The following is a 19,550-nucleotide window of genomic DNA, read 5'->3' as shown; positions in this document are numbered from 1 at the left end:
GATCAACAAGGAAAGCCGGTGGATATTCAGGTAACGCCGGAATCGGATCCCGGTTTGGCATTGCAAAAATATTTGGTAAAAATGAAAGATTGGACACCCGCTTCCACGAAGGATACCAAGGTGTGTTACCGAATGAAAATTCCTTGTTACGTCCATTACAAGTGATCAGTTCCAACGAGATTAAGTTTGTAAAATCGCTGCACCAGAAAAAATTCAGGGAGCAGGAAGGATTATTCATTGTAGAGGGAGAAAAACTGCTCAGTGAATTATTAAAATCGGATTGGTCTGTAGAAAGCATTTATGCAACGGCCGAATGGTTCAGTAAAAATAATTGTCCCCCAAAAATTAAAACCGTAGAAATTAAGCGAGCCGAACTGGAACGCATTTCTGCATTGGCTAGTCCCAATGAAGTCCTTGCCGTAGTTCGCCAACGCGAATTTGCCTTTAACGAGAAATTATCGCAAGAGGGTGTTACGCTCATTCTGGAGGATGTAAAAGATCCGGGGAACTTGGGAACCATCATTCGGATTGCGGATTGGTTTGGAATGAAACAAGTCATTTGTTCCGAACAATCAGTCGAATTATTCAATCCGAAAACGGTGCAGTCCACCATGGGATCTTTATTTCATTTGCCCATCGTGTATGGCGATGTTGTGACGCTTACTCAAAAAATACAACAAGTACAGATTCCGGTATATGGGGCGGTTATGGATGGTAGTTCGGTTTATTCCGAATCATTTCCCAAGGCTATGGCATTAATTATGGGAAGCGAATCACATGGAATTAGTCCGCATCTCGACCGCTTTCTGGAAAAACGCATTACCATACCTTCATTCGGTGCGGCAGAGTCGCTCAATGTTGGTGTAGCCACAGGGATTATTTGCAGTCATTATCGTCAACTCCATAGCTAAGGAGGTGTTTGGTGACAGATATTACATTATAAAACGCTTCGTGCAGGTATTTTTGCGGTATGGAATATTACATTAAGATTTTCACGGATAATTTTATCGGGTATTATTATTACCTGCTCAATGAAATTACATTTCAGACGGATCCCTGGTACCACAATTATTTTTGGTGGCTGGTAATGGTTTCTCTTGTTTTTTGGGGAATGGAACTGGTCAAGCCATGGCGGGAAAAGCAGTCGGCCATTCGCAGAGATTTTTGGCTGGATGCGTTCTACATGTTTTTTAACTTTTTCTTTTTCTCCCTTATCGGATATGCAGCATTAAGCAATGTGGTGGTGGATTTATTCAATTCCTTTTTGGGATTATTCGGAATTCATAACCTGGTTGCACTGGAAATTGCCACCTGGGCGGTTCCGCTTCAATTGTTAACCATGTTTGTGCTGCGCGATTTTGTGCAATGGAATGTGCATCGCCTGTTGCACCGCGTTCCCTTTTTGTGGGAGTTTCATAAACTGCATCACTCCGTGAAAGAAATGGGATTTGCTGCTCACTTGCGTTATCACTGGATGGAAACCATTGTCTATCGCTCCATCGAATACATTCCGCTGGCGATGATCGGATTTGGAATCGACGATTTTTTTATTGTTCACATGGTGGCGCTGGTAATCGGACATTTCAATCATGCCAACATCCATATTCCCTTGGGACCACTCAAATATCTTTTCAACAATCCCCAAATGCATATCTGGCATCATGCTAAAAAATTACCGAATGCCTATGGCGTAAATTTCGGTTTAAGTTTATCGGTTTGGGATTATCTCTTCGGTACGGCATACATTCCCGAATCGGGCAGAGATGTGGAGCTGGGCTTTGATGGCGATGAAGAATATCCGCAGGATTTTATTCACCAGGAAATTTCGGGATTTAAAAAAGCGGAATAAAGTTTGTGTGTGATGGGCTTAGGTCGTATTTTTAACAGACCAATTATTTACCATGACCAGATTTCTTTCCTTCATTCTATTCGTACTTGCTTTTTCCAGCGTAAGAGCAAATGATCCTGTTGACCATTCCTCCTGGGATGCTATGCTTAAAAAATATGTTTCCCCTAAGGGAAAAGTAAATTACAAAGCCTGGAAATCCGATACCACTGCATTGGTGGCTTATTTGAAAGTGATTTCTGCCAATCCTCCTAAAGGATCATGGACCTCCAATCAGAAAAAAGCCTATTGGATGAATGCATACAACGCCTATACGGTGCGATTAATTCTGGACCGCTATCCGGTAAAAAGCATTAAGAACATTGGCGGATTTATTGATCCATGGAAAATTAAATTTTTCAGTATTGGCGGACAAAAAATGGATTTGAATCACATTGAACATAAAATTCTTCGCGTTGAGTTTAACGATCCGCGGATTCATGCCGGAATCAATTGCGCATCGAATTCATGTCCGCGTTTATCCACCACCGCTTTCACAGGTGATAATGTAGAGGCGGAACTCGAAAAATTAATGAAGGAATTTGTGAATGATCCCACAAAAAACAAGATTGCGGCAGATAAAATTGAATTGTCGGAAATTTTTAACTGGTTCGAAAAGGATTTTACCAAGAGTGGAAGTCTGATTGATTTTTTGAATAAATATTCGAATACAAAAATTAGTGCTTCAGCAAAAAAATCCTTTTTAAAATACGATTGGAACTTGAACGAATAATAAAAACTGACCATGGAAAAAACCTATTATAACCCCGAAGACTTAAAGAAGTTTGGAAATATTGCAGAGTTCGAACCTGAACTGGCCAAGAAATTTTTCGATTACTATGGCGCTGTGTTCGAAGAAGGTGCTTTAACCGCAAGAGAAAAAGCCTTAATTGCACTTGCTGTTGCTCATGCCATTCAATGTCCGTATTGCATCGATGCTTATACCCAGGACACCATCGCTAAAGGCTGCAATGAAGCTCAATTGATGGAAGCGGTTCACGTTGCAGGTGCCATTCGTGGAGGAGCATCCTTGGTGCATGGTGTGCAAATGATGAATAAGGCTAAAAAAATGGTAATGTAATGTCGTTAATCAAATCCTTAACCGCCAGAAACAGCAGTTTGGCCAGTCGCGAAGAGCAATTGCGCCAAATGAATGTTGAGGCATTTCGTACTGGACAACTTCCTACGTTTCGCGAAAAATTGGCGGAGGGTGGAATGTTTCCATTGCGCCCCACAGGCATTCAGGTGTTTCAGGTGAATATCGGTTACATGTGTAATCAAACCTGCAAGCATTGCCATGTGGATGCGGGTCCGGATCGTAAGGAGATTATGGATCGCGAAACCATGCAGGTTTGCATTGATCTCTGCCGCGAACATGGATTTGATACGGTCGACATCACCGGTGGTGCTCCGGAAATGAATCCGGATTTTCGTTGGTTTGTAACGGAGTTGCGAAAGACAAACGTGCGTGAAATTATTGTGCGCTGTAATCTCACCATCATTCTTGCCAATGCAAAATACCATGACCTTCCTGAATTTTTTGCTGCCCATTCCATTCGCGTGGTAAGCAGTCTTCCGTTTTATAAAGCAGACCGAACGGATCGTCAGCGTGGCGAAGGTGTATTCGAAAAATCCATCCAAGCTTTGCAAATGCTCAATGAAAAAGGATATGGAAAAGAAGGCAGCGGTTTATTGCTCGACTTGGTTTACAATCCGGGTGGTGCATTTTTACCTGCCGATCAAAAAATGTTGGAGCGGGATTTTAAAAAAGAACTGAAGGATCATTTTTCAATCGATTTTAATTCGCTGCTCTGCATTACCAATATTCCGGTCTCACGCTTTTTAGAATACCTCGTCAACAGCGATAATCTCGATGAATACATGGATCTGCTGGTGCGTTCTTACAATCCTTCTGCCGTTGGAGGGCTGATGTGCAGAAACACGATTTCGGTGGACTACAAAGGCGATTTATTCGATTGCGATTTTAATCAGATGCTCGAAATGAAAGTGGAACGAAATGCGCCGCAGTCCATTTTTAATTTTAATCTGGAACAATTAAATCAACGCAATATTGTCATTAATCAACATTGTTTCGGTTGCACGGCGGGAGCAGGATCGAGTTGTCAGGGTGCCACTACGTGATGCAAAAAATACTTAAATATTCATTGCTGTTTTTTGCAATCGGGATCGGCATTACCTTTCTCTGCGCATTTATTTTTAATCCCGAACAAGCACAAGGATTCAGAGACATGGTGAACGCCAAACTCAAGCACCATATTCCTACCATTGAAACAAAAGATCTGGAGCCCTTATTAAAATCAAAAAAAATTCAATTGCTGGATACACGCGAACCGGAAGAATGCATGGTGAGTTATATCGATGGTGCCGTAATGGTAGGTTATAATCATTTTAGTTCCTACATGCTTTCGGGACTCGATAAAAACAAGCCGGTGGTGGTTTATTGTTCGGTTGGTGTACGGTCGGAAAAAATAGGGGAGAAATTAGTTAAGTTGGGATTTAAAGATGTGCGGAATTTATTCGGTGGAATTTTTGCGTGGTCCATGGAAAATCGTCCATTAACCAATTCCAAAGGGAAAACCGATAAAGTACATCCTTACAGTTCAAAATGGAGCAAGTGGTTACCACAGGAAAAAATCAGTTATGAATAGGCAGCGCGAATTGTTGATGGTCTTTGTACGCAATGCACAAATCGGTCAGGTTAAAACCCGGCTGGCAGCGCGTATTGGTCCGGAAGCTGCGTTGGAAATTTATATTTCCTTATTAAATCACACTGCAGCTGTAGCTTCAAAACTTCGTTGTGCTAAAGCTGTTTTCTATTCGGAATATACCGATGAATTCGATGAGTTTTCGGATCTCGAATTCTATAAGTTTTTGCAATTCGGAGATGATCTCGGTGAAAAAATGAAAAATGCATTTGTCCGGATGTTCGGCAAAGGTTATGACCGCATCATTATCATTGGGAGCGATTGCCTGGAGCTGGATGATCAGATTTTAAGAGATGCATTTTATTTACTCGATAAACACGATGTAGTGATTGGTCCAGCCCGCGACGGTGGCTATTATTTATTGGGAATGAAACAGCTTCATCACGAATTTTTTAAACACAAATCCTGGAGCACTTCCAATGTGTTTCTGGATACATTGCTGGATGTGAAAGCGAAAAATCTGACTTACGCTTTATTGCCGGAGTTGAATGATATTGATGAATTTGAAGATTTACCGGAACATATCCGTTCGCAATTCTCCTTATGAAAATCAGCGTTATTATACCGGTCCTCAATGAAGTTGCCGCACTTCCGGGTTTGCTGAAGGAATTGCAATCTCGCTCTTCCGGATATATCGGCGAAATTTTGGTGGTGGATGGTGGTAGTACAGATGGAACGCAGGCAGTGGTACAGGGCGAAATGGTCCGACTTATTCCATCGGAGAGGGGTCGACCTCTACAACTGAACAAAGGTGCTCAGGAAGCTCACTTTGAAATTCTCTGGTTTCTGCATGCCGATAGTTTGCCGCCGGTTCAGTTCGACCGACTCATTGTGGAGCAGGTAAAAAAGGGAAATGAATGTGGATGTTTCCGGATGAAATTTGATTCGCGCCATGTATTACTTCGCTTTTTCGGTTGGTTAACGCGGTTTAATTCTGATTTATGCCGCGGAGGCGATCAGAGTTTATTCGTAACCAAATCGCTCTTTGAACGCGCCGGGGCTTTTAATGAAAAGTATGTTATTTTTGAGGACAATGAAATTATTCCCCGTTTAAAAAAGGAATCTGCATTTGCGGTGATTCAAAAGGACATCATTACATCTGCCAGACGATATAAAGAAAACGGAGTGTTCCGTCTCCAGTTTCACTTTGCGCGATTGCACATGAAATACAGACGGGGTGTTGAGATTGAAGAATTATTACGTTACTACAAAGCACACGTTAAATGATCAGTTTAGAACAAATAAAATCCACAGCCGATTTTCTATCGAAAGAAGGAATTCCACATGGATGTATTGGAATCGTATTGGGAACCGGATTGGGAAATCTGATTACGCGCATGGAGGTCATGAAAGAAATCCCTTATGAATCCATTCCGGGTTTTCCGGTTTCTACGGTGGAATTTCATTCCGGAAAATTAATCTATGGCACCATTGGGGGGAAAAAAGTGCTGGCGATGAACGGACGTTTTCATTATTACGAAGGCTACCACATGCAGCAAATCACTTTTCCCATTCGTGTGATGAAATTATTGGGCGTGGAAACATTAATGATCAGCAATGCGGCGGGAGGAATGAATCTGAATTATAAAAAAGGAAGTTTAATGTTGATCCGCGATCATATTAATTTACTTCCTGCACATCCCTTAATCGGAAAAAATATCGATGAGCTGGGTCCCCGTTTTCCGGATATGAGCGAAGCTTACAATAGTACATTTCGTTCTACAATGAAGTCCGTTGCCCATAAAAACGGAATTGAATTAATGGAAGGCGTCTACGTGGCTGTTACGGGTCCAAATCTGGAAACGGCCGGTGAATATCGTTTTCTTCACCGCATAGGTGCAGATGCTGTTGGGATGAGCACGGTGCCGGAAGTTATTGTTGCACGGCATATGGATATGAAGGTGATTGCCATATCGGTGATTACCGACGAATGCGATCCGGAAAATTTAAAGCCGGTCAACATTGCAGAAATTATTGAAGTAGCCGGAAAGGCAGAACTAAAATTGAGTACACTTTTCGAGGGATTTATCCGCGAATTGAATGCCTGAACCATTAAAAAGAGATACGATGTCGGATTACCTGCATACCACCAAAAATTTTTATAAAGAAGCAGCATTAACACCCGATGTGGGATTGTGTTGCACCACCACGCCCATTTGGAAATTGCCTGATCTGGAAATTCCGCTGATCATGCAGCAAATGAATTACGGATGCGGAAGCACGGTTGAACCACGCGATTTATCCGGTTCTCCGCGCGTGTTGTATGTTGGAGTGGGCGGGGGAATGGAATTGTTGCAGTTTGCTTATTTCAGCAGAAAAGATCATTCCGTAGTTGGGGTTGATGTAGTGGATGAAATGCTGGAAGCTTCGCGTAAAAATTTTACGGAAGCCGAAAAATTAAATCCCTGGTTTAAATCCTCCTTCGTGGATCTGAAAAAGGGCGATGCCTTGCATTTACCAGTGGAGGACAATAGCATTGATGTGGCTGCACAAAATTGTCTCTTTAATATTTTTAAAGTTGACGATTTAAAAAAAGCACTTCAGGAAATGTACCGCGTTCTAAAACCGAACGGTCGACTGGTAATGAGTGATCCGGTTTCGGAACATTTTATTCCGGATGCATTGCGTAACGACGAACGTTTGCGTGCGGCCTGCTTAAGTGGGGTCATTTCGCTGAAAGAATATGTAGATATGATTACATCGGTGGGATTCGGAACCGTGGAAATTCGCGCGCGCAGGCCTTATCGTGTGTTGGATCCGGAACATTACGCCACGGATACACTCATCTATATCGAAAGTGTGGAAGTGTGCGCTATAAAAGATCCTATGCCGGCAGACGGACCCTGTGTGTTTACGGGAAAAACAGCGATCTATTTCGGATCGGAAGAATGTTTTGATGATCAGAAGGGACATGTCCTGATGCCGAATCAACCCCTGGCAGTTTGCGATAAAACAGCGGCTGCATTAGAGGCATTGAACAGAAAAGATATTTTTATTTCAGCATCCACCTGGCATTATGATGGGGGAGGATGTTGCTAAAAAAAAAGCGGAAGAACATCTTCCGCTTTTTTTTTTTAATTATTCGGTGCACCTGCATCAATCCATTTCTGGATAACGGTGCGTTGACAATCGCTTAATTGCGGACCATTCGAAGGCATCGGTACATATCCGTTTTCGTGGTTAACCACACCCGTTAAAACGCCATTTAAGGCAATGCCCTGTACTTCGGTAAAATTGCTCAGATCGTAAGGAGCATTCGGAGCGCCGTTATAGTGACAACCCACGCAATAGGTTTGAAGCATAGGTTGGATGGCGCCTGAATAAGTGAACACGGCAGTATCACAGCCACCCGAATTGCAATTGGAAGAATTTACGGCACCCAAATCAATCCAGCGCTCAATAGCGGTTAATTCATCATCCGTTAATTGCGGATAACCCGCAGGAGGCATTTCACCTTCGCGAATAACGTGCACAATTTCACTGCGGCGGGCATGACCTTTACTTACGCCTTTCATTATCCCTTCGTAGCTGGTAAAATCATAACCTTCTTCGTGATCCACCGGATTGTGACAACCAGACGTTGCACAGTGTGAAATCATCAAAGGCAAAACATCCTCCTGAAAACAAACCAAAGGTTCGGCGGATTTTTTAGTACAACTTTCTGCTATAATAAAAAAACCGGCAATAAGCGCACTTCCAAGTATGAAAGAAGTTTTTTTCATAGTAAACAATAAAAAAATTAAATCACCCTTACACCAATTACCAACACATCATCAATCTGGTCGAGATTTCCTTTCCACAAAGAAAACGCATTTTCAAGCTCTTTCTTTTGTTCGTCTAAGGATTTGGGACGAATAGCTGAAAAAAGCTCACGAAGTTGACTGTATTTGAATTTTTTTCCTTTTGGTCCGCCAAACTGATCGGCATATCCATCTGAGAAAATATAAATCATGTCGCCCGGGTTTAATTGGTGACTGTGATTGGTATAGGGATTATTGGTTCCGTAATTTCCGATGGGTTGTTTATCGGGAGATAATTCAATGAATTCACCATTGGCAGAAAAAATCCAGCACGGTAAATTGGCCCCTGCATAATACAAGGTTCTGCTGCTGTGATCCAACGCACATAAAGCGATATCCATTCCGTCGCGAATGGCAACATCGGAAGAGGATTGCGACAGGGAAGAAATTATTTGTGCATTTAAAAAATCAAGCGCTTGTCCGGGCGTATTTACATTGGGCTGAACCAGGGTGGAACGTAAAATATTCGTGCCTAATATCGACATGAAAGCACCGGGAACGCCATGTCCGGTACAATCTGCTGCTGCAAAAAGAGAAAGATTTCGTGGGGTATCACCACTGGTGGTGACGGGATAGGTAAAATAAAAATCGCCACTTACAATATCGCGGGGTTTGTAAAGGATAAATGCATCGGGTAAGGTTTCTTTTACCAGTTCATCGGGAGGTAAAATGGCATATTGAATTCTGCGCGCATAGTTGATGGAGTCGAGAATCTCCTTGTTTTTTTCCTGCAACTCTTCCTTCTGATGCTCAATTTCGCGCGTGCGTTCCTTTACTTGTTTTTCGAGACGAATATTTATTTCGGCAGTGAGTTTATTGGTTTCTTCCAGCTGCACTAATAATTCGCGCTGAGCTTGTTCTTTACCTTCCTGCAATTCGCGGTATTTGCGGGCAAGAGATAGAGAAAGGAAAATTACTTCGAGTCCACTTCCTAGTTTGAGAATACTTTCCGTTACGGTTTTGTCCTCAATAAAATTAAACTGGCCCAGAATAAAAATCATCACCGAAATAATCAGCAGGGAAAAAGCGGAGAGGAAAAACCAGTCGACCGGTTTACCTTTAAATTTAAGATAGAAAATGGTGGTTAAAGTCAACAAAGTTGAAATTAAAGTCGCCGCATTTACCAGTGGATAAGCGAGGAAATAACCGGGTCCGGGAATAAATCCGTAAAAGAAAATGGCGCCGATAATCGGAACAATAATCCTGTAAATTTTATAATAACCCGGAGCATGATCTTTTAATTTCAGGAAACTGCTTCCGAACAACAACACAAACCAAACCGCACCGGCGGCCGACAACATCACAAAGTGATCGGCCCAATAAGGAGAATTGGAAAAAAGTAATTGGTACGACATCCCGTCGAGTGAAAACTGCAGGGAAGCCATAAACAAAACGTAGAGCACATAATAGAGGAAGGATCGTTCACGGAGTGCTACAAAAAAGAAGAAATAAATAACCGCTACAAATAACAATACCCCATAGAAAAGTCCATGGAACAACTGCATAAAATAATCATGCTCCATGAATTGTTGGGGTCGCCAAAAAATCAAAGGCATGGTAACCACTTCACCATCGCTTTCAACGTAAATCACAAATTCCCTTTCGTTGTTATCGTTCAGCTGAATGGGAAAAAGAATTTTACGGTGTTTAATGATGCGTGCCGAATAGGGGAGGTTATCGCCGTTTTCGAAGGTGCGTACCACCTGGTTTTTATTTACCTGGTAGAGAATAACTTTATTGGTAACCGGACGCGCCGTTTCTAAAAAGAAAACAACATCTTTTGGTAATGTATTTTTTACACGGAAACGAAACCAAAATCCGGAATGCGTAAAGTTGAGATTTTCGGTGTTTTCGCGGGTGGGAACAAATTGCAGACTCGAATCATTGAGAATGTCCTCAATGCGCAGTTTTTTATCGGGATCTTCGAGATGCACCGACATCCTTGCAATGGATTTACCAAGGATATGTTCATCAATTACGATGAGCGGAACATCCGTTGCCAGCAGGGGGAAGCACTGGAACAGGATAATAAAGAGGAGCAGTAGTTTTCTCATCGGTTGTAGGCAGAAGCAAAATAGCAAAAAATCAGAACACTGCCTTCAGTATTTTGTTCAATGCCTCGGGATAAATGGCATGTTTTCCGTTAAATCGGACCAATTCATGACGGATTCCCTTATTGTTCAGTTCTTCCGACTGCAATTTCCAATCCTTTTCACTTAAAAATTCATCCTCATCGCCATTGGCTAAAATCACTTTGGTGTTACTCAGCGCCTCTTTGCTTACATCGAAATTCATGTCCGGAGGAAAAACACCGGCATAGAGAATTAAGGCTTCACATCGTGTTTTACCCAGCGAAATCCATCGGCTTACGGTAGCGCAACCCTGCGAAAATCCAAACACATAAATTTTTGCATCCGGCGCTTGTTGTAAGAGCGATTCACTTAATAGATCGAGAAAGTTGACGTAATCCTGTATATCGTTTAAACGATCTTCTTTGGTCATCCACGAAGCCACAACACGTCCCGCACTTCCTTCCTGATAAAAACGATGCAATCCTTCGGGGGCAACGAGGTAACGGTGAGGAGCGTTGAGTAGATCAAACTTGCGTAAAAAGAAATTGGCCAATTGCGCGTAGCCGTGACAAATCACCCAAATTTCTTTGGTGTGCGAATTTAATTCTCCGCTCGAAAAATAGCGCGCAGTTTTTGGTATCACCAGGTGATGTTCTTGCATACTCAGCAATATTGATGAATAAAATGTGCAATAGCAGAAACCACTTCATCTGTTCTGCTTTTCCAGGGGGCATGTCCACACTTTCCGTCGATCATCCACTTTTCACCTGCACCGGAAATGCCATGGAGAATCGCATCCACTTGTTTTTCGCTGCCGTAATTATCGTCCTTAGCCTGAATCGCGAAAACAGGACAAACAACATGTGTTAAACGATCTTCGATATTCCAGTTTCTGAACCCGGGCGACAACCAGGTTTTCCACCAGGCTTCAAAAATGGATTCAGTGTTGTTGCCATGATGTTTTTTGAGTTTGTTCATCCAATCACCCTCCGCAAATGTATCGCGGGTTGCTCGTATTCCGTCAAGTGTAATCTCCTCTACAAACACATGGGCCGCCATGGTAATAATGGCTTTCACTTGTTGCGGAAATTGAGAAGCAAATAAAAGAGCAATGGAACCACCATCGGAATGTCCAACCAAAATCATTTTTTTATCCCGGAGTTCAGATTGCACTACAGCCGCTAGTTCATCCCAGGCATAGCGATGCATATAATCAGGTTGACGATGTCCGGTTAATGGACCCGATGTTCCGTGTCCACTTCGATCGTAAAGGAGTCCGGGTAAATGAGTTTGTTTACAAAGTAACTGGGGAAAATCTTTCCATTGCGAAACAGAACCGATGGCATCATGTAAAAATACCAGCACGGTGTCTGAAGACGAATGATCGCCTATGATTTCAATATGAAGTTGCTCGTTCACCTGGATAGAAAAAACAATTCTGCTTCCATTAAAATTCGTTGCGTATTCACTTTTTCAATCGGATGTTTTGTTTCCGGAAAAACAATCAGCGAAGAATGAGGGAGCGACTGATAAACTTCAAGCGTCTCCGATAAAGTCACCATTTCATCGCGGTCGCCAATGGAGATTCGGCAGGGATTGGATATGGACTTAAAATCATCCATGCTCAATGGATTTTTTTCTCCCATGCGCAACATCATTTCGGCGGTGGACTCCAATACCTTTTTCCAGCCATAAGCCGGATGCCGGGCTTCCAGCAGCTGCGCAAAGGCAGGAATTTTTTCAGCTATTTTTTCCGGGTTTAGCATCTTACTTTCCTTCGCAGCAATATCAGGATCCCATTTGAATTTGGTGCCCAATGTAAAAACCGGGTGATTTTTTCTTCCGTAATGCAAAGCATGATACAAGGCAACATATCCACCCATGCTGTAACCGAAAACGGGACAATCGCCCCATTTGATAAATGCGTTTTCTAATTCGTTGGCAAATTGAGCAATGGAAAATTCAGCTTGAAATGGAGTGGAGCCATGACCTGAAAATTCAAGGCAATGCACTTCAAATTTTTTTTCCAGTTCAATTTTCACGCTTTGCAATTGAGAGGCAGATCCAATTGCACCATGTAATAAAATAAGAGTCTGCATGCTCAGAGCGTTTTAATAAAATGAAATCCCTTTACCACAAATCCTTCTCTAAAATAAAAGCGATGGGCTTCCGTATTTACGGTGTAAGCATCCAGCATAATCACTTTACATTTTTCCTTCTGAGCTATCCGCTCAATTTCTTCAATCAATAATTTTCCGATGCCTTTGGAACGGTAATCCGGATGCGTTACAAAATTGTCGATCTCGAGGTATTTTCCGCTATATAATTTAGTGGCCACCCAAATACCGGATAATCCCAAACAGGTTGAACCTTCAAACAATCCCAGCATGCGGTATCCCGATTGAATCATTTCGCGGAGCATTTGAGTAGTGGAATGCTGATCCAGACCAGGCGTAAGTAATTTCAACAATGGAAACTGTTCCATCATTTCTTCAACGGAACCGAAAAAACGAAACTCAGGATTCATCATCACTCATTACTTTAGCTTTGGCAGAAGTAAACGGATTCGGATTTCCGTTATATACCACCAGCCAGTCGGGGTCGGGACTATAATTCAGACTCATGTCCTTATCCTCATAATCGTACAAGGATAACACATAACGAATCGCTTCCATCCGCGCTTTGGGTTTATGATTTCCGTTTACAATAATCCATGGACTATAATCCCTGTGCGTTTTTTCGAACATGATTTCCTTGTAGCGGGTAAACTCATGCCATTTTCGCTGTGCTTCCATATCTACTGTAGAAAGCTTCCAGTGTTTTAAGGGATTATTTACCCGTTCGGAAAGGCGTTTCTTTTGTACATCCACATCAATGGAGAACCAGAACTTAATGATTTTTGTTTTTGCTTCTACCAGCAGATGTTCAAACTCCACCACTTGTTTCATAAACAATTCATATTGCTGCGTGGTGCAGAAATTCATCACCGGTTCTACTACTGCGCGGTTATAATAACTGCGGTCGAAAAACACCATTTCTCCGGCATTGGGCAAATGCGTTACGTAGCGTTGAAAATACCATTGTCCCTTTTCCAGTTTTGTTGGTTTAGAAAGAGCAACAATTCTAAACTGACGTGGATTAAGATAGCGTGAGAACCAATAAATGGCTCCACCTTTACCAGCGGTATCTCTTCCTTCAAAAAGAATAACAAGACGTTTTCTTTTTTTAATCATCCACTTCTGAAGCTTCAGCAATTCAACTTGTAAGCGCTGAAATTCTTCTTCATATTCTTTATCGATAAACAATTGTTCTCTCATGATTCCTGCCAATAATAAACTAAGATACAAATTGCATCCCCAATTTGTTCTTCAACATACCGATTCCTTTTCCCGAAACAAATTCCTGCATGCAAAGTTTGACTTCCTCCATGCTATAGGGAAAAATTCCGTGTTCCTGCATATCGCGGATGGAACGTTTTTCCTGAAAGGAAAGTGATCCGTCGATGATAATTCCGATGAGTAACAAGCGGGCAATATCTTCTTTTACTTCCGGATGAAGCCCTTTTATTTTTTCATAAAAATCGTCGCCCAGCTCATGCTCCTGTTTCGGATCGATATTAAAGGTGCGTAAGAGATTGATGGAAAGTAGATAATGGTTTTCGTGGAAGGAACGTTTTTTAATGGCTAAAAATTGGAGAATGTCGTAGCTAAGGTGCCGAAACGATGCTTCGTCCTTATGCTTGTTTTGCAAATAAAGCAGTGAATATTGAATCACCGATGGTGCCAGTATACGCACTTTGGCATGTTCAAATACATTGTTGGCAGCAATGGCATTCCAGATCGCCATTACGGGAATTCCCGCAAGGTCTACCCATATCCGGAGCGCATAGCGACCCAGCACTCTGCGGATGATCATTTTAAAAAGGATATTGCTGAGACTGGCTTTTACTTTGTTCCAGACAAACAATAAAATGAGATGATAGCGCTTATAACCTTGCCAGGGATTTAATCCGATGCTCAATTCGTTTTTGGCATTTTTTTCTACACCAATATTCACCAGCGAACGAATATGCATATCGTACTCCGGATCTTCTTTGGGTGGAAATCCGCATACAATGGCTAAACGGTGTACGGCCCGGATGTTAATGAACACCAGAAAATAAATTTCTGCCACTGCCAAAACCAATCCGTAAAGGGTAGAAAAAAGCGGAATTTCAAAAGTGCTTCCCCAAAGGTTTAAAGGGAAGGTCCACAAGGTGAAAAATTCGGGAAACCAATGGGGTGGGAGGTAGAGCAAAATAACACCCAGCATTCCGGCTATTGCCGATAAGGACAAGGCCTGAAGTTTAACCGACCTGACGCTTTTTAATTGCTGCTTGGTTAATTCCTCATCAAACCGATGCGAAAGATAATGTTCATTGCCCGAGCCGTAAAAATAGCCCTCGGCAATACGCTCAAAAAATCCGCTCTTGGTCCTGTTTTCAGTCACGGCACAAAAATCACAAATTTGGACCTACCAGATTCCATTGTTAAAAACTTGTATTTACCCTGACCAACAAAATAATTCGTTTCCCGAGTCGTTCATTTTGTTAAATTTGGACATGAAAAAATCGATACTGTTTATTGCCTTCATCTGTTTGTTTTGTCAGTTCAACGCTCATTCGCAGCTGATTAATCTGCTCAATGAAGATTTTAATGCTGGCTTTCCCGCAGGATGGCTTTCCATCGATAACGATACTTCTCAACCGGCAGCAGCAGTAGCTTCAATCACAGGTGATGCTTTTGCCATGCATGTGGATTACGATACCATTACCGGATCCGATTCCATTCTGGTGGCTACCTCCTGGTTTACGCCGGCAGATACTGCAAGTAATTACCTCATTCTACCAGCACTCACCATGCAGGCCAATGGAAATCAATTCTTTTTTCAGTACAAATCGAAAGATCCTGCCTATGCAGAAATGTTTGAGGTGCTGGTTTCGGTTAGCGGAACGGCATTGAATGATTTTGCCGATACCCTTGTGGTGGTTGAACAAGCTTCGCCGGACTGGACCGATTTAACGCTGGATTTGGATGCCTACGCCGGTCAAACCATTTACCTCGCAGTTCATCATTCTTCGGTAGATAAATTCATTCTCTGTCTGGATAATTTTCACGTATGGGCCGATTTGCAATTGAGTGTTAACGATTTTTCTGCTGCTCATCCCATTCGTTTATTCCCCAATCCGGCCTCTTCTTTCATCACCCTGCAGGGTGATGAGTTGAACAGCGTTATGATTTACGATTTACAGGGGAAATTGGTGTTAACGAAAAGCTTTTCCGGTAGCAATCAGGTACAAGTGGATGTTGAATCGCTCAATGCGGGGACTTACCTGGTTCGTTGCAATGGAAAAAATGGTGTTGCTACAGCACTATTTATTCACGAATAAGCAACCGGGGGTATTTCCCTCGTCTATTCAATAGCGTGGAAATTCATTTAAATCAGGTTCTGCCGGTTCCTATGAAGGACCAGTCTTTTTCTCCGGATAGCATTTGGAGAAACAGCATTACGTTCGTTCAGTCGGGCGATGCGCTGGTGCTTGCTCCTTCGGGAACGGGAAAAACTTCATTGTTGTCTTTTCTCTTTGGAATGCGCAGTGATTATAAAGGAGAAATTCGCATCGATGGTAAAAACATCCGCAGTTTTTCACTGAACGATTGGGCCGAAATACGCCAGCGAAAAATCAGTATGGTGATGCAGGATCTCCGGCTGATTCCCACACTCACCGTGGAAGAAAATCTTCGTATAAAAAACAGACTCAGCAATCAGTTTTCTATTGAGGAAATAAAGGAAATGTTAAGCCGGGTTGGACTCGCAGATAAATGGCAACAACGCTGCGGAACATTATCCATCGGTCAACAACAACGCGTTTCCATTGTGCGTGCATTGCTGCAACCGTATCAATGGCTTTTTCTGGATGAACCATTTAGTCATATCGACAACGACAATATTTTTAAAGCGGCTGAATTGATTCGGGAAATCAGTTTAAAAAATGGCGCCAGTGTACTCATGGTTTCATTGGGGTCTGATTTTAATCTTTCGTTTAACCAGAAATACAAGCTCTGATGTTAAGAAAGGTTTTACTCCGCAGTCAGCGTCCGCTCCAATTGTTTTTCGCCTCTCTGGGCGCCATTGCAGGGGTGTTTATTTTATTGGTGAGCATTCAGTTTTTTATTGATCTGAAAGAAGCGCTTACCAAAAAGAGAGACTTGCTGGGAGCCGATTATCTGGTGGTTCAGAAAAGTGTATCAACGCTCAATACATTAGGTGCCGGATCATTGGGATTTTCATCCGGCGAAATATCCGATTTAATGGATTATCCCTTTGTGGAGGAAGTCGGAATTTTTGAGAGTAGTCAGTTTAAAGTTTTCGCGGCCATTTCCGGAATTCCCGGTACAAAAGATATTTTTACCGATGCATTTTTCGAAGCCGTTCCGGATCGTTTTATTGATATCAGTTCCAAAAACTGGTATTGGGAAGAAGGAAATATTGAAGTCCCCGTCATTTTACCTTCCACCTATCTCGATGCCTTTAATTTCGGATTCGGTCCTAGTCAGGGTTTGCCTCCGCTCAGTGAAAAAGCATTCAAAATGCTTACGCTAAAAATTAAAATCAAAGGCAGTTCCGAAATCAATTACCGGGGTAAGATTGTCGGATTTTCAGATCGCATTAATACCATTCTGGTTCCGCTTAATTTTCTGCGTTATGCCAACCGGAACTTTAGTGTTCGTCAGCAAGAAAATCCTTCACGCCTCATCCTTGCCGTTACCGATATTTCGCATCCGGGTATAGCGCGCATGATGGATGAAAAAGGACTCGATACCAACCGTGAAAATTTGCGGGGAAGCCGGGTTAAAACTATTTTGATTGTATTGTTAAGCATTTTCCTTTTTGTTGGCGGAATCATTGTGTTGTTATCCCTGCTCGGATTTATACAATACAGCCAGATCCTCATTTCCAAAGCCAATTACGAGCTCCGCGTTTTATTGCTTATGGGTTATAAACACAGCACACTGGCCAAACGTTATATTGCTTACTCTGCCATTACCATCACCCTGGTGATGGTAGTAGCTTATGTGGGATTATTCCTCGCTAAAGCAGAATTGTTAAAATATCTTAAAGCCTATGAAATGGAAATACCGGAATCTATAGCGATGTGGACCTGGATAAGCGGATTGCTCTTATTTTTGCTGTACATGTTGTTAAATGGAATCAACATTGTACTCAATTTGCGACGTTTGGCAAAGACTTTGCAAGGATGAGGTTAATGATTTGTTAATTACAGAAGTCATTTAATTTGAACGAATATTTTAGATTTAAAAATAGACCTACCATGAAAAAAATGTTGTTGCTTGCCGGTATCGTTCTGGGTTTTTCCATTGCCGGAAATGCGCAAAACCCGACATTGAAATTTAAAGTGAAGGGTGTTAAGGACACCGATGTACATCTGGCCTATTATTTCGGGAATAAACTTTTTTACAGCGATACAGCCAGAGCCGATAAAGATGGAAATTTTGTTTTCGGAACTAAAAAAACCTACGAACCCGGAGTTTATGCCGTGGTTTTACCCGGTACAAAATTTTTCGAAATCGTGCTCAATAACGAAAATGTAGTAATGAGTACCGATACAACGGATATGTATGGACATATGGTGGTGACCAAATCGAAAGAAAACCAATTGTTCTACGATTACATTCATTTTATTAACGAGCGCCGCAAAGAATCGGAACCCTTACGTGAAAAAATGAAAACAGCCGATCCGAAGAGCAAGGAGTATGAAGATTTAAAAAATCAATTGAATGCTCTGGATAAAAAAGTGAAAGAGAAACAAGCGACTTTGTTCAACGATAATCCAACTTCCCTTACCGCTAAAGTAATCCGCATGTCGGTAGATGTGGAAATTCCCGAAGCACCTAAAAATGCAGACGGATCACCGAAAGATTCATTGTTTGCCTACAAATTTGCAAAAGCACACTATTGGGATCATGTCGATTTTAAAGATCCCAGCTTAGTGCGTTGTACCTTCTTCCACAATAAACTCGAAAACTATTTTAAAAATATGGTGGTGCAGGACCCCGACTCCATGATTGCGGAATCGGATCGTTTAATCGGACAAATGCTCGATAATAAAGACATGTTCAAATACACCGTGCATTACCTGACCTACACGTTCGAATCGTCGAAAATCATGTGTATGGATGCCGCATTTGTGCACCTGGCCTATAAATACTACAAAACAGGAAAAGCGTTCTGGCTGGAAGAAGATAAAGTGAAAAAAATTGTTGAACGCGCAGAAGAACTTTCTCCCATTTTATGTGGAGTAGTGGCACATCCATTATCCTTACCCGATTCCAACATGGTGTGGAGAAGACTACCGGATGTAAAAGCCGATTTTACTTTATTAATTTTCTGGGATCCGGAGTGCGGACATTGCAAAAAAGAGATGCCTAAGTTCGCAGAGTTGTATAAGCGGTTAAAAGGACAAGGACTGGAAATTTATTCGGTAAGTTCAGATCACAATGAAAAATGGAAAAAATTCATTCGCGATAACGACATGCAATTCATCAATGTGGCTGTTCCCGAAAAAGTATATTCCGATCAGGATATGGCGCGTGAGTGGATTACCACCGGCAAAACAGATTTAAAATCGCTCAATTACAGAACCACCTTCGATATTTACAGTACTCCAAAAGTATTTTTACTGGATAAAGACAAGCGCATTATTGCCAAACAAATTGAAGCGGAGCAAGCTGAAAAATTGTTTGAGTTCCACATGAAGAAATTAGGTAAAACAGTAAATCTGAATAAGACCGAAGAAAAACCAAAAGAAGAAGCTCCAAAAAAAGAGGAGAAAAAGAATCCGGAACCGGCAAAGGATAAAACCAAAAAGGAACCGAAGCAAAAACAAAGTAAATAATAAAAAATCCCGCTTAGTGGTGGATTTTTCTGCTGGATTACCAGAATGTCCGGCTTAACCAAGCGTATTAAAAGCCCTGAATTCAGGGCTTTTTTCGTATATTAAGATCAG

At 41.9% G+C, this 19,550-nt stretch carries 22 protein-coding genes; 14 read left to right on the top strand and 8 right to left on the bottom strand.

Annotation, left to right across the window (positions count from 1 at the left end):
- From K1X56_12405 to arsM, 10 genes are all read left to right on the top strand, one after another.
- Positions 1-911, top strand: a 911-nt coding sequence (locus tag K1X56_12405; protein MBX7095514.1) for an RNA methyltransferase, incomplete at its 5' end; no start/stop codon positions are given.
- A 59-nt stretch (positions 912-970) separates the two neighbouring features.
- Positions 971-1,849: a sterol desaturase family protein gene (locus K1X56_12400; protein MBX7095513.1), complete on the top strand. Its 879-nt coding sequence runs from the start codon at positions 971-973 to the stop codon at positions 1,847-1,849.
- A gap of 52 nt (positions 1,850-1,901) precedes the next feature.
- Positions 1,902-2,618 (top strand): DUF547 domain-containing protein, encoded by a 717-nt coding sequence (locus tag K1X56_12395; GenBank protein MBX7095512.1) that lies wholly within the window; start codon positions 1,902-1,904, stop codon positions 2,616-2,618.
- 12 nt (positions 2,619-2,630) lie between these two features.
- Positions 2,631-2,966 (top strand): arsenosugar biosynthesis-associated peroxidase-like protein, encoded by a 336-nt coding sequence (locus K1X56_12390; GenBank protein MBX7095511.1) that lies wholly within the window; start codon positions 2,631-2,633, stop codon positions 2,964-2,966.
- Positions 2,966-4,027 carry an arsenosugar biosynthesis radical SAM protein ArsS gene (arsS, locus tag K1X56_12385; GenBank protein MBX7095510.1) on the top strand — a complete coding sequence of 354 codons (1,062 nt, stop codon included), beginning with the start codon at positions 2,966-2,968 and terminating at the stop codon, positions 4,025-4,027. The genes K1X56_12390 and arsS overlap by 1 nt, the downstream gene beginning before the upstream one ends.
- Positions 4,027-4,554, top strand: a complete 528-nt coding sequence (locus K1X56_12380) for a rhodanese-like domain-containing protein (GenBank protein MBX7095509.1) — start codon at positions 4,027-4,029, stop codon at positions 4,552-4,554. Before arsS ends, K1X56_12380 begins: the two co-directional genes overlap by 1 nt.
- A complete protein-coding gene (locus K1X56_12375; protein MBX7095508.1) occupies positions 4,547-5,158 on the top strand; it encodes a TIGR04282 family arsenosugar biosynthesis glycosyltransferase in 612 nt (203 codons plus the stop codon). The genes K1X56_12380 and K1X56_12375 overlap by 8 nt, the downstream gene beginning before the upstream one ends.
- Positions 5,155-5,838 (top strand): TIGR04283 family arsenosugar biosynthesis glycosyltransferase, encoded by a 684-nt coding sequence (locus K1X56_12370; GenBank protein MBX7095507.1) that lies wholly within the window; start codon positions 5,155-5,157, stop codon positions 5,836-5,838. Before K1X56_12375 ends, K1X56_12370 begins: the two co-directional genes overlap by 4 nt.
- Positions 5,835-6,659: a purine-nucleoside phosphorylase gene (locus K1X56_12365; GenBank protein ID MBX7095506.1), complete on the top strand. Its 825-nt coding sequence runs from the start codon at positions 5,835-5,837 to the stop codon at positions 6,657-6,659. Before K1X56_12370 ends, K1X56_12365 begins: the two co-directional genes overlap by 4 nt.
- Before the next feature lie 19 nt (positions 6,660-6,678).
- A complete protein-coding gene (gene arsM / locus K1X56_12360) occupies positions 6,679-7,650 on the top strand; it encodes an arsenosugar biosynthesis arsenite methyltransferase ArsM (protein MBX7095505.1) in 972 nt (323 codons plus the stop codon).
- Positions 7,651-7,685: 35 nt separating this feature from the next.
- Here the strand turns inward: arsM and K1X56_12355 are convergent, their stop codons facing one another.
- Genes K1X56_12355 through K1X56_12320 form a run of 8 tightly spaced genes read right to left on the bottom strand, consistent with a single transcriptional unit; the run spans position 7,686 to position 14,971 of the window.
- The gene (locus tag K1X56_12355) at positions 7,686-8,333 is read right to left on the bottom strand and encodes a hypothetical protein (protein MBX7095504.1); all 648 of its coding nucleotides are present in this window, start codon (positions 8,331-8,333) and stop codon (positions 7,686-7,688) included.
- 17 nt (positions 8,334-8,350) lie between these two features.
- Positions 8,351-10,465, bottom strand: coding sequence for a SpoIIE family protein phosphatase (locus K1X56_12350; GenBank protein ID MBX7095503.1), 2,115 nt, complete (start codon positions 10,463-10,465; stop codon positions 8,351-8,353).
- 31 nt (positions 10,466-10,496) lie between these two features.
- Entirely contained in the window at positions 10,497-11,144 is a 648-nt protein-coding gene (locus K1X56_12345) for a dienelactone hydrolase family protein (GenBank protein MBX7095502.1), read from the bottom strand.
- 2 nt (positions 11,145-11,146) lie between these two features.
- Positions 11,147-11,878, bottom strand: a complete 732-nt coding sequence (locus K1X56_12340; protein MBX7095501.1) for an alpha/beta hydrolase — start codon at positions 11,876-11,878, stop codon at positions 11,147-11,149.
- Between the two features lie 20 nt (positions 11,879-11,898).
- Positions 11,899-12,582: an alpha/beta fold hydrolase gene (locus tag K1X56_12335; GenBank protein ID MBX7095500.1), complete on the bottom strand. Its 684-nt coding sequence runs from the start codon at positions 12,580-12,582 to the stop codon at positions 11,899-11,901.
- A 2-nt stretch (positions 12,583-12,584) separates the two neighbouring features.
- A complete protein-coding gene (locus K1X56_12330) occupies positions 12,585-13,013 on the bottom strand; it encodes a GNAT family N-acetyltransferase (protein MBX7095499.1) in 429 nt (142 codons plus the stop codon).
- Entirely contained in the window at positions 13,000-13,800 is an 801-nt protein-coding gene (gene ppk2, locus K1X56_12325) for a polyphosphate kinase 2 (GenBank protein MBX7095498.1), read from the bottom strand. Before ppk2 ends, K1X56_12330 begins: the two co-directional genes overlap by 14 nt.
- 19 nt (positions 13,801-13,819) lie before the next feature.
- On the bottom strand, positions 13,820-14,971 hold the full coding sequence (locus K1X56_12320; GenBank protein ID MBX7095497.1) for a hypothetical protein: 1,152 nt from the start codon (positions 14,969-14,971) through the stop codon (positions 13,820-13,822).
- Positions 14,972-15,083: 112 nt separating this feature from the next.
- On the opposite strand from K1X56_12320, the gene K1X56_12315 reads away from it, so the two are divergent.
- The 4 genes from K1X56_12315 (at position 15,084) to K1X56_12300 (ending at position 19,439) form a co-directional block, all read left to right on the top strand.
- Entirely contained in the window at positions 15,084-15,911 is an 828-nt protein-coding gene (locus tag K1X56_12315) for a choice-of-anchor J domain-containing protein (protein MBX7095496.1), read from the top strand.
- A 35-nt stretch (positions 15,912-15,946) separates the two neighbouring features.
- Positions 15,947-16,588: an ATP-binding cassette domain-containing protein gene (locus K1X56_12310; protein MBX7095495.1), complete on the top strand. Its 642-nt coding sequence runs from the start codon at positions 15,947-15,949 to the stop codon at positions 16,586-16,588.
- Positions 16,588-17,784: a hypothetical protein gene (locus K1X56_12305; protein ID MBX7095494.1), complete on the top strand. Its 1,197-nt coding sequence runs from the start codon at positions 16,588-16,590 to the stop codon at positions 17,782-17,784. The genes K1X56_12310 and K1X56_12305 overlap by 1 nt, the downstream gene beginning before the upstream one ends.
- A 71-nt stretch (positions 17,785-17,855) precedes the next feature.
- On the top strand, positions 17,856-19,439 hold the full coding sequence (locus K1X56_12300; protein ID MBX7095493.1) for a DUF5106 domain-containing protein: 1,584 nt from the start codon (positions 17,856-17,858) through the stop codon (positions 19,437-19,439).
- Positions 19,440-19,550 lie beyond the last annotated feature (111 nt).

It is taken from the genome of Flavobacteriales bacterium (assembly GCA_019694795.1).
Lineage (GTDB): Bacteria > Bacteroidota > Bacteroidia > Flavobacteriales_D > UBA2798 > UBA2798.
The sequence above is the reverse complement of the archived record's forward strand: the minus strand, read 5'-3'. Positions and strand labels throughout refer to the sequence as shown.

Excerpts from the sequence above, each read along its gene's own strand:
- K1X56_12365 (MBX7095506.1), top strand. The coding sequence starts at position 5,835 with ATGATCAGTTTAGAACAAATAAAATCCACAGCCGATTTTCTATCGAAA.
- K1X56_12395 (MBX7095512.1), top strand. The coding sequence starts at position 1,902 with ATGACCAGATTTCTTTCCTTCATTCTATTCGTACTTGCTTTTTCCAGC.
- K1X56_12370 (MBX7095507.1), top strand. The coding sequence starts at position 5,155 with ATGAAAATCAGCGTTATTATACCGGTCCTCAATGAAGTTGCCGCACTT.
- K1X56_12355 (MBX7095504.1), bottom strand. The coding sequence starts at position 8,333 with ATGAAAAAAACTTCTTTCATACTTGGAAGTGCGCTTATTGCCGGTTTT.
- K1X56_12300 (MBX7095493.1), top strand. The coding sequence starts at position 17,856 with ATGAAAAAAATGTTGTTGCTTGCCGGTATCGTTCTGGGTTTTTCCATT.
- K1X56_12380 (MBX7095509.1), top strand. The coding sequence starts at position 4,027 with ATGCAAAAAATACTTAAATATTCATTGCTGTTTTTTGCAATCGGGATC.
- K1X56_12350 (MBX7095503.1), bottom strand. The coding sequence starts at position 10,465 with ATGAGAAAACTACTGCTCCTCTTTATTATCCTGTTCCAGTGCTTCCCC.
- arsS (MBX7095510.1), top strand. The coding sequence starts at position 2,966 with ATGTCGTTAATCAAATCCTTAACCGCCAGAAACAGCAGTTTGGCCAGT.
- K1X56_12330 (MBX7095499.1), bottom strand. The coding sequence starts at position 13,013 with ATGATGAATCCTGAGTTTCGTTTTTTCGGTTCCGTTGAAGAAATGATG.
- K1X56_12345 (MBX7095502.1), bottom strand. The coding sequence starts at position 11,144 with ATGCAAGAACATCACCTGGTGATACCAAAAACTGCGCGCTATTTTTCG.
- K1X56_12315 (MBX7095496.1), top strand. The coding sequence starts at position 15,084 with ATGAAAAAATCGATACTGTTTATTGCCTTCATCTGTTTGTTTTGTCAG.
- K1X56_12375 (MBX7095508.1), top strand. The coding sequence starts at position 4,547 with ATGAATAGGCAGCGCGAATTGTTGATGGTCTTTGTACGCAATGCACAA.
- K1X56_12305 (MBX7095494.1), top strand. The coding sequence starts at position 16,588 with ATGTTAAGAAAGGTTTTACTCCGCAGTCAGCGTCCGCTCCAATTGTTT.
- K1X56_12390 (MBX7095511.1), top strand. The coding sequence starts at position 2,631 with ATGGAAAAAACCTATTATAACCCCGAAGACTTAAAGAAGTTTGGAAAT.
- K1X56_12400 (MBX7095513.1), top strand. The coding sequence starts at position 971 with ATGGAATATTACATTAAGATTTTCACGGATAATTTTATCGGGTATTAT.
- ppk2 (MBX7095498.1), bottom strand. The coding sequence starts at position 13,800 with ATGAGAGAACAATTGTTTATCGATAAAGAATATGAAGAAGAATTTCAG.
- arsM (MBX7095505.1), top strand. The coding sequence starts at position 6,679 with ATGTCGGATTACCTGCATACCACCAAAAATTTTTATAAAGAAGCAGCA.
- K1X56_12335 (MBX7095500.1), bottom strand. The coding sequence starts at position 12,582 with ATGCAGACTCTTATTTTATTACATGGTGCAATTGGATCTGCCTCTCAA.